This window comes from Peptostreptococcus faecalis (assembly GCF_900240845.1).
Taxonomy (GTDB): domain Bacteria; phylum Bacillota; class Clostridia; order Peptostreptococcales; family Peptostreptococcaceae; genus Peptostreptococcus; species Peptostreptococcus faecalis.
Genome location: NZ_OERU01000001.1, coordinates 1,156,261 through 1,168,336, shown reverse-complemented (window position 1 = coordinate 1,168,336; position 12,076 = coordinate 1,156,261). Strand labels below are relative to the sequence as shown.

Annotated in this window: 12 protein-coding genes; 10 read left to right on the top strand and 2 right to left on the bottom strand. The window is 28.1% G+C overall.

Annotated elements, in window-relative coordinates; translation table 11 throughout:
• A partial coding sequence (locus C0982_RS05330; RefSeq protein WP_180946865.1) for a cell wall-binding repeat-containing protein occupies positions 1 to 2,299 on the bottom strand: 2,299 nt, incomplete at its 3' end.
• Between the two features lie 226 nt (positions 2,300 to 2,525).
• On the bottom strand, positions 2,526 to 2,738 hold the full coding sequence (locus C0982_RS05325; RefSeq protein WP_101773176.1) for a hypothetical protein: 213 nt from the start codon (positions 2,736 to 2,738) through the stop codon (positions 2,526 to 2,528).
• Positions 2,739 to 2,961: 223 nt separating this feature from the next.
• Between C0982_RS05325 and C0982_RS05320 the strand changes: the two genes are divergently transcribed.
• The 10 genes from C0982_RS05320 to C0982_RS05275 all read left to right on the top strand — a co-directional run bounded on the left by C0982_RS05320 (position 2,962) and on the right by C0982_RS05275 (position 12,019).
• Positions 2,962 to 3,561 (top strand): helix-turn-helix domain-containing protein, encoded by a 600-nt coding sequence (locus tag C0982_RS05320; RefSeq protein WP_101773175.1) that lies wholly within the window; start codon positions 2,962 to 2,964, stop codon positions 3,559 to 3,561.
• Positions 3,562 to 3,764: 203 nt separating this feature from the next.
• Positions 3,765 to 4,313, top strand: a complete 549-nt coding sequence (locus C0982_RS05315) for a ClbS/DfsB family four-helix bundle protein (RefSeq protein ID WP_101773174.1) — start codon at positions 3,765 to 3,767, stop codon at positions 4,311 to 4,313.
• Between the two features lie 50 nt (positions 4,314 to 4,363).
• Positions 4,364 to 5,284 carry a helix-turn-helix transcriptional regulator gene (locus tag C0982_RS05310; protein WP_101773173.1) on the top strand — a complete coding sequence of 307 codons (921 nt, stop codon included), beginning with the start codon at positions 4,364 to 4,366 and terminating at the stop codon, positions 5,282 to 5,284.
• A 112-nt stretch (positions 5,285 to 5,396) separates the two neighbouring features.
• The gene (locus tag C0982_RS05305; protein ID WP_101773172.1) at positions 5,397 to 5,654 is read left to right on the top strand and encodes a zinc ribbon domain-containing protein; all 258 of its coding nucleotides are present in this window, start codon (positions 5,397 to 5,399) and stop codon (positions 5,652 to 5,654) included.
• Between the two features lie 1,028 nt (positions 5,655 to 6,682).
• Entirely contained in the window at positions 6,683 to 7,348 is a 666-nt protein-coding gene (locus tag C0982_RS05300; RefSeq protein WP_101773171.1) for a TVP38/TMEM64 family protein, read from the top strand.
• Positions 7,349 to 7,458: 110 nt separating this feature from the next.
• Positions 7,459 to 8,367, top strand: coding sequence for an AAA family ATPase (locus C0982_RS05295; protein ID WP_101773170.1), 909 nt, complete (start codon positions 7,459 to 7,461; stop codon positions 8,365 to 8,367).
• A 15-nt stretch (positions 8,368 to 8,382) separates the two neighbouring features.
• Positions 8,383 to 10,164, top strand: coding sequence for a vWA domain-containing protein (locus C0982_RS05290; protein WP_101773169.1), 1,782 nt, complete (start codon positions 8,383 to 8,385; stop codon positions 10,162 to 10,164).
• 46 nt (positions 10,165 to 10,210) lie between these two features.
• Positions 10,211 to 10,600 carry a large conductance mechanosensitive channel protein MscL gene (gene mscL / locus C0982_RS05285; protein WP_101773168.1) on the top strand — a complete coding sequence of 130 codons (390 nt, stop codon included), beginning with the start codon at positions 10,211 to 10,213 and terminating at the stop codon, positions 10,598 to 10,600.
• 99 nt (positions 10,601 to 10,699) lie between these two features.
• Complete coding sequence (locus C0982_RS05280; RefSeq protein ID WP_180946864.1) at positions 10,700 to 11,227, top strand: transcription repressor NadR; 528 nt, start codon at positions 10,700 to 10,702, stop codon at positions 11,225 to 11,227.
• Between the two features lie 27 nt (positions 11,228 to 11,254).
• On the top strand, positions 11,255 to 12,019 hold the full coding sequence (locus C0982_RS05275; RefSeq protein WP_180946863.1) for a TatD family hydrolase: 765 nt from the start codon (positions 11,255 to 11,257) through the stop codon (positions 12,017 to 12,019).
• Positions 12,020 to 12,076 lie beyond the last annotated feature (57 nt).

Genomic DNA, 12,076 nt, shown 5'->3' with positions numbered 1-12,076 from the left:
TATTTAATCTATCTTGTATATTCTTTGCAACTGAATCTGTGCTACCACCGATTACTATATTGCTTAGCTTCCAGTCTTTTATTACATTTTCAGTTGTAGTTGTAAGCTTGTTAGGATTTGTGATTAATATAGGGACTCTCTTTTGAGTCGCAAGAGCTGATATTGTAATTACGTCAGGGAAGTTAGTTCCATCAACTAGCATTGCTCCATCAGTCTTTCCAGTAAGTGCTCTTACCTCTTTACCTATTTCTCTTGCAGTTCCATATCTATCTGATCCAGCGTATCTTATCACGTTGAAATCTTTTAGCTGATCTACAACTTTTTGAGATACAGAATCTGGTCCTCCTGATATAATTACATCACCTATTCCACGTCTTTTTAGTTCGTTAAAAGTTTCTGTAGTAATGTCGTTTGTATCTGTTAGAAGTATTGGACAATCTCTTTCGCTTGCAAGCACTGTAGCTGTCAATACGTCAGTATACTTCTTGCCGCTTGCAAGTACTGCAGTTGCTCTTTTAGTTGGAGGGTTGATTGTTCCTCCTCCGCCTCCACCACCTGGAGGTGTAACTGGAACGTCATTCTTTTTCCATTTTGCGTATAGAGTTGTGTTAGAGTTTATTGCTGTATTGAAGTCGAATTTATCCTTGCCATTTTTATCTAGATACCAACCTTCAAATGTATATCCTTCTCTAGATATCTTTTCTTCCGCTACTTTTTCACCCTTTGATATTTCAACTACTTTTTTATTTGTGCTGTTATCTGTGAATTTTCCGCCTTCTGGTTCAAATGTTACAGCTATCAGTTCCTTATTGCTTAAAAAAGAAATATCATAATTGTTATATGCAATATTTTTACCTAATTGTGCAGGATTTGATAGAGATTTAGTATTTAATATGTTTTTAGTGTAAATGCCGTATGTAAGCGGATATTCTTTTTCATCTAAAACATAAAATCCATTGCCAGCCACGTTATTAGAAAATGATGTATCAGTAATCTTTAATGGATTGTAGTATCCGTCTGCATATTCATCACTAATTATATCCATACTTTTATCTCTTTTAAATACAGCAATAGCTCCACCATTAGTTCCAGCATAGTTGCCATCAAAAATAGAATTTATTATCTCTGTATCCACAACAGTATCAATAGCTCCTCCGTGACCATCGTTTTTGAATTCTCCGTTTTCAGCAGTATATGAAGTATATGCTTTATTTCTTATAAATGAAGAGTCTTTAATCAATACATTAGAATTTTTAGCTACCATTATAGAAAAAGCACCACCAAATGAGCTTTTTCCCATACTTGTTTGCCATTTATCAATAAAAGCTTCATTTTCTTCAAATAAAGTTTTATTAATATTTATATTAGAATAAAAAGATCTCTCTATATATATTCCTCCACCATATTGAGAAGTGTTTTTAATAAATTTATTATTGTTTAATTCAAGTTTTACTTCGTCGCTATATCTAATTATTATAGCACCGCCACTTGCAAAGTCTTTGGCAGAGTTTTCGATAAAATTGGTATCATTTAAAACAATATTCAGAGGGCTTTTATCAATATATAATGCTCCACCCATTGATCCAGAAGATCCTAGTGCAGTATTTTTTTCAAATGTAACTTCATTCATTTTTAAATTTACTTTGTTACTGGAATTTGTAAATGCAAGAGCACCACCGTATTTAGCTGAATTTTCTTTAAATGCTGTCTTAAATATATTGACATTTCCAGTGAAGTTATTAAAGTATACTGCACCTCCGTAAAAGTTACTTGCTAAATTATTTTTAAATTCAGAGTCAACTATATTTAATTCACATTCTCCATCTATTTCAATTGCACCATAGTATCCACCTCTTGAATTTACTACTGAAGAATTTTTTATACTCAAATTTTGACCATTTGGTATTCGAACTGCTCCATTAATGTTGTTTCCATCTAAAACAATATTATTAAACGTTGCTGTGTTAAGTGTACTACCTTCTACAGTAAACATAGTTTCACCATTTTCTAGCTTTCCAGTGAGAACAACTTTATTTTCTTTTCCTCCAGATATTATGACCGATTCAGTTATTTCTATTGGTTCAGTAATCTCTATATCGTTCATTATAACTATCTCATCATAGGACTCGCTTTCTATAGCATCCTTTAAATCTTCAAAATTAGAAACTTCAATTTTGTTAAGATTATCAGACTTTAAGATAGGTGTACTATCGGAAGTAGAATTTGCATAGATGTTATCATTCCCAAAATAAAATACCATAGAAAAAAGTAATACAGATAAATAAAATATTCTTTTCATTTTAACCTCCGATTAAATAAATTTATAAAGAACCTCAACAAATTATAATTATTTTACTCATAATAATTATATGAAAGAAATAATAATTTGATGTTTAAATTTATTGCAAATCCTTTATATATCATAATCTTACCACTCAATAAATGAATTTTCAAACGATTTATTATAAAATTAAAAAACGCTCTCTAAATTTGTATAGAGCGCGTTTTTTTGAGCATATTCATTTTTAGGATTCTTTGTAATAAAGAGCAGTTACAGAATAACAAAGAGAGAACTCCGTTTCAGATATTGGTTTAAGAACAGCTGATACTTGAGTTTCCGTTAAGGTATTATTTTCTTCGCCAATCATATGAAGCTCTTCTATTATATTTTTTAAAGCGTTAGGATTCTCCTTATTAAGTTCAACAAAGACTGTTTCAGATGTAATGAATTTTTTCATATTAGAAATCTCCTTTATAGTTTTTAGTTAAATTAATCGACATATTGACAATTCAATAATGTGGATTTATAAGAATTTATAATTCAACTATTATAACTAACATTATAAATGAGTGGGTAAAATTAAACAATGAAAGTGTAGAAAATTAAAAAAATATCTACGAAGAGTAGGTTGTTTATTATGCATTTAGCTGATAAAGTTTTATTATAAAGGAGGTTATAAAATGAACCAATATGTCACAGGAGCTGTAATAAAAAAGCTTAGAGAAAGAAAAAAAATGACACAAGCTGATTTAGCTGAAATACTAAGTGTTAGTGATAAAGCAATTTCAAAATGGGAGACAGGAAGAGGCTATCCAGATATGACACTCATTAATTCACTAGCCGAAGCGCTTGGAATATCCACTATTGAATTATTATCAGGAAATGATATCACAAACTCAAATCGCTCATCAAATATGCTAAGGTCACAATTATATGTTTGCCCAGTTTGTGGAAATATAATACATAGCACAGGAAAAGCTGTAATGAGCTGCTGCGGAATAGTTTTGCCTACATTAGAGGGTGAAGATCCAGACGAAGAACATTTAATACAAATTGAAAAAATTGAAGATGAACACTATATAACTATTAATCACGAAATGAAAAAAGAGCATTATATTTCATTTATTGCATATGCATCAGGAAATATATTTGACATGGTAAAACTTTATCCAGAAGGAAATGCAGAGGCAAGATTTAGAATAAGAGGTAGTGGAAAGATTTACTGCTATTGTAATAAACATGGGCTATTTAGCTGTGCAATAAAACCAAAAAGAACTTAGTTGTATAAAATATATTGTTGAGATTTATGAAATGATAGTAAATAAATTATGAAAAATTAAAAGTATAATGGTAGAATTTTAAAATAATAATCAGACAGAGTAGGAGTGCAGATAAAAGATAAAAATTTATTTGCACTTTTTTAATATGACAATACATGTCTTATTAAACATTGTATAATAATATTAAAAAGGGAGTGATTATTATGGCAAGACCTTCTTCAAAAAATGATTTGATAAAAGCTTCTAGCGAAAAATTTAAAAAAATGATTATGTTAATAGATTCTCTAGAAGAAGGTGTATTAAATACTGAATTTGATTTTAACGATGATGCAAAGAAAAAAGAAGGACATTGGAGCAGAGATAAAAATATTAGAGATATTTATATTCATCTATATGAATGGCATCAATTAACTTTAAATTGGGTTAAATCCAATATAAATGGTAAAAAAGCTAACTTTTTACCTGATCCATATAATTGGAGAACGTATGGAAAGATGAATATTGAATTTTGGGAAAAGCATCAAAGTACTGATGTTGAAAAAGCTAGATTAATGCTGGAAAAAAGCCATGAAGACGTGATGAACATTATAAAAGAATTTTCTGATAAAGAATTATTCACAAAAAATAACTTTGATTGGACTGGAACTACTACGTTGGGTAGCTATTTTGTTTCTTCAACATCTAGTCACTATGATTGGGCAATCAAAAAAATAAAAGCTCATATAAAAAGCGTAAAAAATAGCATAAAGTAGTCGTGAAGAAAGCATAGACATTATAAAAATAATAAGAGAGGTGGTATATATTGGAAAACAGTAGGATGTTTAAAATAATATACTATTTATTAAACAAAGGAAAATCTACTGCAACTGAATTAGCCAGTGAGTGTGAGGTTTCTGTTAGAACTATTTATAGAGATATAGATAATCTTAGCTCTATTGGTATACCTGTATATTCACAAAAAGGAAAAGGTGGCGGGATATTTTTAATGGAGGAATTTACTATTGATAAAAGCATAATTTCTAGAAATGAGCAAATAAACATATTAAGTGCTTTAGAAAATTTTTCAAGTGTTCTTCCAAATGAACAAAAAATATTACTAGAAAAACTTAGAATATTTTTTAAGCAGGAGAGTAAAGACTGGATAGAGGTTAATTTTTCTAGATGGGGAAACAGTAAAATTGACAATGATAAATTTAATATAATTAGAGATTCCATATTAAATAAAAACATAATATCAATTAAGTATATAAATTCATATTCTAAGGAAAGTACTAGAATGATAAAGCCCGCTAAAATTAATTTTAAGTCAAATAATTGGTACATACAAGCATACTGCATGGATAAGAATGATTATAGGGTATTTAAAATAAACCGCATAATAGAAATGAAGGTTTTAGATGAAAAATTTGATGATGACTTAATACCACCAGAAATTGACCAGTTCGGCGAATCATGTAGTGAAAAAACATTGAAATCATATGAAGATATTCAGCTTAAATTCAAAAAAAAGTCAGCATATAGAGTTTTTGATGAATTTAACAATAAGGATGTCATGCTTTTAGAAAATGGTGATATGATTGTAAATACAATTATGCCAATAGATTATTGGCTAGTAGGATATTTGATGAGCTTTTGTGGAGATGTTGAAATAGTTAAACCTCAACATCTTAAAAAAAAATTTGTAGATGTACTGATGAATATGGAAAAAGAATACATAAAATAAATATTGATATTGACATTGATATGAATATCAATAAAATATAAAAAAATAATTTAATATGACAATAGGTCGCATATTATACCTAATATAATATAGAAAAAAGGAGGTAATGAATATGAGTGAAAAATTTTGCCAAAGTTGTGCTATGCCACTAGGGAATGAAAAAGACTATGGAACTAATGCTGATGGAAGTAGAAACGATGAATATTGTAACTATTGCTATGAGAATGGAGAATTTACTTTTTCTGGAACAATGGAAGAAATGATTGAAATTTGTGTAAAACCAATGTTATTGGCAAATAAAGGTATGACAGAAGAACAGGTTAGAAACAGTATGAAAGGATATTTTCCAACTTTAAAGAGATGGAAATAATAAATGAATGATAATATTTGAATAATAGAACTTTAAAAACAGAATATTAAAGAAATATTAGAGTAAATAAGAACTCTAAAGTTGGAGATAAAAGAAGACTTTAGAGGTCTTATTTTATTGAGAAATTATTTTCATATATAATAAATAAATAAAAAAATGTTTTAACATTTAAATATATTTATGAAAGTAAATATATTTAATGAGAGGAAAATAATAATAAAATAATAAAAATTAGAGATAGTAGTTTAAAACATAAAATATCAAAAAAACAACAATAAACTTGAATGTTGCAAATATTTAAAATATAATATATAATTAAGTTGTAAATAGAAAGAACGATAAAAACGTAGGTGAATATGGAAACAAAGCTACGTTTATTAAATAAAAAGGGTATAAAAACATTATTTTAAAATGAGGAATAGGAGGGATGAATATGAAGGATTTATATTATGTAGGTGGGAATATTATTATAGCAATTATATTTATTATTAGTACATTCATTTTTTTTGAAAATCTGGTACCTCTAAGCCTTATTTACCTTATAGTCTGTTTATTAAATTTAATAGATTTATATAGAAAAGAGAAAAAAACTCTCCCCAAAATTAAATAGCAATTAAAAACAGAATATATTTTGATTATAATATATATTTTTAAAACAATAGAATAATAAGAAAAGGCAACTCTGAATAACAACAGAGGTGCCTTTTTTGTTGAAAAAAAGCAATAAAAACGAGTATTTTAATATATATAAATATATATTAAAATACTGTTATTCAAAAAATCTATACTAAATTGTTGTGGAATTATATATGTGATATAATTAAATTTGCTATTTTACAGCAATAATAATATATGGAGGATTAAATATATCTATTATTATAATATATATAACCAATAAGTTGAATTTATATGCATATTATGAAATATACAAATCAAATAAAAATTGAATGATGTGTTAAAATGACAGATTATGTAGCAATATTATATATAAATAAAAAAATATATTAACTTAAGAAAGGTGGAATAATATGTCAGATAATAATAAAAAAAAGATAATCATAGCTGCTTTTTTAGTTGCTCTAATAGTAATATACAAGATTTTTCTAGAAAATATTACTGCTCAAGGAATAAGAGACTGGGTGAATAGCTTCGGGGTGCTAGCTCCAATAGCGTATATAGTTGTATGGGCAATATTGCCTATTTTTTTCTTTCCGGTGCCAGTGTTAGCTCTAGCGGGAGGATTATCTTTTGGATTAATTGATGGAACTATATACACGTTGATAGGAGCAATTATCAATAGTTCATTTATGTTTTGGATTGCAAATATATTTGCAAAAGAAATGGTAACTAAATACCTAGAAAAGAAAATGCCTAAAAAGTGGTGGGACAGGTTTATGAATGCTGAAAAAAAAGAAGGATTTTTAATAGTATTTATATGTAGATTAATACCTGCTTTGCCTTATAACGTGATAAATTATGTATCAGGGTTGACTAATATTAGTTTTTTAAATTATTCACTTGCCACTGCCATTGGTATTTTACCAGGTACAATAATCTTTTTAAATGTAGGAGATAAAATATTGGATGTAAAGTCACCTGAATTTATATGGTCGATTGTATTTGTAATACTTTTAACAGTTGTTTCTATAATGCTAGGAAAGTATGTTTCCAAAAGAAGTGAAAAAAACAATTAAAGTTACTATAAAAAATCAAATAAAAATGTCTTTCAACTAAGTAATTTGATGTATAATTGGGTATAAAAGATGTGAAATATAATCGAAATTAAAATGAAGGGAAAGACAATATGAATGAATTTTTATTAAATCAGGGAGTTTCTGAAAAACTACTTGATGAACTTGATAAATTTAGAAAATATTATAACTTAGCGGACGAAGTAAAAGATAGAGTACCGAATCCACATTATAAATACTATGGAGGAGAAGTATGGGAAAAATCTATAGCAGCTCTTTTAGGAGGATATAATATTTTGCTTACAGGACCAAAAGCAACTGGTAAAAATATTTTATCAGAAAATCTGGCTCAGATATTCAATAGACCTATGTGGAATATGTCAATGAATGTGACTTCAGATAGTTCAAGTTTATTAGGAACTGATACCTTTGTTAATAATGAAGTGGTTTTAAGAAAAGGTCCCGTTTATAGTGCGGCAGAATATGGAGGGTTTGCGATATTTGATGAAATAAATATGGCGAAAAATGACTCACTGTCTGTTGTATACTCTGCGTTAGACTATAGAAGAGTAATAGATGTTCCTGGGTATGATAGAATATTTTTGGATGAAGCGACAAGATTTATAGGTACAATGAACTATGGATATATAGGAACAAAAGAATTAAACGAAGCTTTGATATCAAGATTTTTAGTTATAGATATGCCATCGATAAGTGAATCTAATTTTAAAATGATACTTGAAGAAGAATTTGATTTAAAAGATGAATATATTGAACTGTTTGTGAGATTATTTATGGATTTACAGAAAAAATCACTAAATGCAGAAATATCATCTAAGCCAATTGATTTAAGAGGGCTTTTTTCTAGTATTGAAACAATGAGAAGAGGACTACCAATAAAATCGGCCTTAGATATGGGGATTGTGAATAAGACTTTTGATCAATATGAAAAAGAGATTGTATTGGATATAATAAACTCATTATTTAAAGATAATACTGACCCTATAAGTATATTCAAATAATAGGAGAATATTTATATGGATGATATAAAGTGGAGAAAACAAAATATTGTTTGGACGGTATCCGAAGATTACTCATATGAACCAATAATAAAACTATTTGATGTATACCAAGATTTCAATATGGATTATTATAGAATGTTACTCTTAGGATATGTATATAAAAAAATTAACATGCATGAATTATTGGATTATATAGCTATACATTTTGAAAAAACTAAGTTAAAAAATGAATTTTTAAAAACGATTGAAATATTTTTAGATGATTGTTTTGGTAAAAATTTAATAATAGAAAGACCAGGTGCTGAAAAATATCGAGTTAATTTTCTTGAAAAAATAAATGAAAAATACAAGAATAGAAAAAATCTTGAAGTAGAAGAAGAAATTGAAAGTTTGTATTCTGCGGTATTAGTCGGAAAATTTTCAAAGAGCAGAGAAGTCGTTGAACAATTGGTGTCTTATATGCATATGAGAAATAATGCTAGAACTACAGATGAAGTGATAGAGGCTATTAACGGGGCTTTTTTAAAGTTTTTTTATGAAAATGTTCAGCTAGCATCTTCTAATAAAAATAAACGAAATATAGATAAAGAAGATTCAGAAGAAAAGAAGTCTAAAGAATCGAAAAATGAAAAAAGAGAAACTCCTAGAATAAACTTTAAAATGAAAAGAAGGAGTTTAAATAAAAATAAAGAAAGTATTGATACAGATTCCTTTTTAGTTGAATCTGCAGAGTTTACAAAAAATATTTCTGAGGATGAAATAATAAGCGACGAGAGGTTAGAATCCTCTAATTCAATGACAAGCGATAATAATAAAATAAAGAATATGGTTGAATCAAGGTATGGCGAAGCAAGTATTCCAGTACACAATATTAATCGCATTGAAAAAGAAGTTTCCACAGGTATACATGATGGAATAAAAATTCATTTTACAGAGGGAAATTTTGTGAATGGAAAGGGAGATCCATATTTTTCAAAAGCAGTAGAGAATCAAAATAGGATAAACACTGAATTTTATAAGGAAAATGAGCTTATTTTTAGAAGGTCAATTAATGAACTAAAAGAATTACTCACGAAAAAACTACTGCTAAACGATGAAGACGAAAGTGAAATAACAAATAACGGTAAGCTAGTAGTTTCAAAAATATGGAGACACCAATACTTAAATGACGACAAAATTTTTCAAAAAAATAATATTAGTCAGTTAGGTTCAATTTCAGTGGATATTTTATTAGATGCTTCTGCATCTCAGATTGGTAGAGAGGAGCAGGTTTCATCGCAAGCTTATGTTATTGCCGAAGCATTGTCGTCTTTAAATATACCGACAAGAGTGATTGGATTTTGTAATTTTTTTAATTACTTAGTACTTACTCAATATAGAGATTATAATGATTCGGTATCTGCAAACAGAAAAATATTCAACTACAAAGCTTCAGGCAGCAATAGAGATGGATTAGCAATTAAATTGATATCTAATCAAATGGACAGTATAGAATATGAAAATAAAGTACTAATAGTATTGAGTGATGGAAAGCCAAATGATAAAATAGATTTAGGGGCATCTGGCTTTATAAAAGTAGATGGAGATGATTACGAAGGTGAAATAGCTGTCAAAGATACAGCTCAAGAAGTTTTTAATTTAAAATTAAGAGACAAACATATTTTAGGTGTATTTACTGGAGAAGAGAACGACTTAGAGTATGAAAAGAGAATTTACGGCAAGGATTTTGCGTATATTAAAAATATAAATCGTTTTTCTCATACAATAGTATTCTATCTTCAACAAATGTTAAAATAAAATATAAATTAGTATTTATATATAAAAAATATAAGGAGAGTTTATTATGAAGAGTTTTATAAGTGAATTCAAAGAATTTGCAATGAAGGGTAATGTTGTTGACATGGCAGTCGGGGTTGTAATGGGATCAGCATTTGGTGGTATTGTAACAGCACTGGTTGAAAAGATAATGATGCCGCTTGTAGGTGTTGTCATTGGTGGAGTAGATGTATCCAAACTTGCGATAACAGTTGGAAGCGCATCTATAGGATATGGAGCTTTTTTACAAGCGATAATTAATTTTCTAATTATAGCATTCTCTATATTCATGTTTATAAAAATAATAAATAAAATGACTAGTGCATTCAAAAAAGAAGAATCTAAAGAAGAGTCAGAAGCTCCAGATCCTCAATTGGAATTATTAATAGAAATAAGAGATTTATTAGCTAAAAAATAGATATAGAATATAGATGTAATTTTTATCAAAGGATTGAATTATCTACTAAAATAATATATAGTAGTAATTATTATTAATCACGAAAATGAGGTGTAGATAATGTCAACGAGCAATAGAAGAGATGAAATTTTAGAAATACTTAAAAGTGAAGAAAAACCAATTTCTGCAAAAAAACTTGCCGATATCTTTGGCGTTAGCAGACAAATTATAGTCGGTGATATTGCCTTGATAAGAGCTTCAGAAGTAAATATAATATCTACCAATAGAGGCTATCTGTTAGATAAAAGTGATAAAAAAATAGAAAAGGGTATCTTTTCAAGAAAATTTAAAGTAAAACATAGTGCTAACGAAACAAAAGAAGAACTATATTTGATAGTAGATGCTGGATGTAGGGTTGTAGATGTTAGAGTTGAACATAAAATATATGGTGAGATAGGTGGAGCTTTAAATATATCGAATAGAAGAGAAGTCGATCAATTTATATCTAGTCTTGATAATATACATAATATACCTTTGTCTAGCTTGACTAATTCCGAACATTTTCACTTGGTGGAATCTACTTCAAAAGAAAATTTAGATTATGCTGAAGAAATGTTAAAAAAACGTGGATTTCTCATTGAAGGCTAAAATAATTTATTGAGAAGAGGGGTAACCTTGAAAAAGAAAATTATATTCGATTTTCATACGCATATTAGCAGTCGAGATGAATTGTTACAGTATTATGAAGATAATATTGTACCAGTAGTAAATTGTAGGAATATAAGAGAATACGAGGCAGTAAAAAAATTTATAGAATCTGTTCAATTAGGTAATCAAACTTTCTTTAGTGATCTTTATTTTAGTGTTGGTATTCATCCTTTTGACTCAGATATAGCAGATGAGCACTTTGGTGAAGAGTATGAAGATTCTATAAAAAATGCGAATTTTGTCGGTGAAATTGGAATGGATGAAAAATGGTGCAATGTGCCTACCGATATTCAAGAAAAGTATTTTAAAAAGAGTTTAGATTTAGCTGAAAAATATGATTTACCTGTTATATTGCATACAAAAAATATGGAGGATAGGATATACTCTATAATTAGACATTATGATTTGATATTTATTGTGCATTGGTACAGTAGCCCAGATTATATTGACGAATATATTGAGAAGGGTTGTTATTTTACAGTTGGACCTGCCGTATTAATTGATGACAATGTGAGAAAACTGGTTGATAAGGTGCCACTAAATAGATTATTACTTGAAACAGATGGAATAGATGCATTGGAGTGGCTTTTTAAGGAATCATTTAAGCCAGAAAAAATTAGGGCAATGCTAGAAAAAACACTTTCTGAAATATCTATTATCAAAAATATGAAGCTAGAAGAAATTGAAAATGTAGTTTCAAAAAACTCAAAAAAACTATTAAATACAAATTGAATTTAGGAAAAATATAAATAAATAATGTATACAAAAAGAGATTGAAAATGTTCAATC

What these genes read in the sequence shown, in the direction of transcription:
- C0982_RS05325 (WP_101773176.1), bottom strand. Translation starts at nt 2,738, where the DNA reads ATGAAAAAATTCATTACATCTGAAACAGTCTTTGTTGAACTTAATAAG.
- C0982_RS05320 (WP_101773175.1), top strand. Translation starts at nt 2,962, where the DNA reads ATGAACCAATATGTCACAGGAGCTGTAATAAAAAAGCTTAGAGAAAGA.
- C0982_RS05315 (WP_101773174.1), top strand. Translation starts at nt 3,765, where the DNA reads ATGGCAAGACCTTCTTCAAAAAATGATTTGATAAAAGCTTCTAGCGAA.
- C0982_RS05305 (WP_101773172.1), top strand. Translation starts at nt 5,397, where the DNA reads ATGAGTGAAAAATTTTGCCAAAGTTGTGCTATGCCACTAGGGAATGAA.
- C0982_RS05300 (WP_101773171.1), top strand. Translation starts at nt 6,683, where the DNA reads ATGTCAGATAATAATAAAAAAAAGATAATCATAGCTGCTTTTTTAGTT.
- C0982_RS05295 (WP_101773170.1), top strand. Translation starts at nt 7,459, where the DNA reads ATGAATGAATTTTTATTAAATCAGGGAGTTTCTGAAAAACTACTTGAT.
- C0982_RS05290 (WP_101773169.1), top strand. Translation starts at nt 8,383, where the DNA reads ATGGATGATATAAAGTGGAGAAAACAAAATATTGTTTGGACGGTATCC.
- mscL (WP_101773168.1), top strand. Translation starts at nt 10,211, where the DNA reads ATGAAGAGTTTTATAAGTGAATTCAAAGAATTTGCAATGAAGGGTAAT.
- C0982_RS05280 (WP_180946864.1), top strand. Translation starts at nt 10,700, where the DNA reads ATGTCAACGAGCAATAGAAGAGATGAAATTTTAGAAATACTTAAAAGT.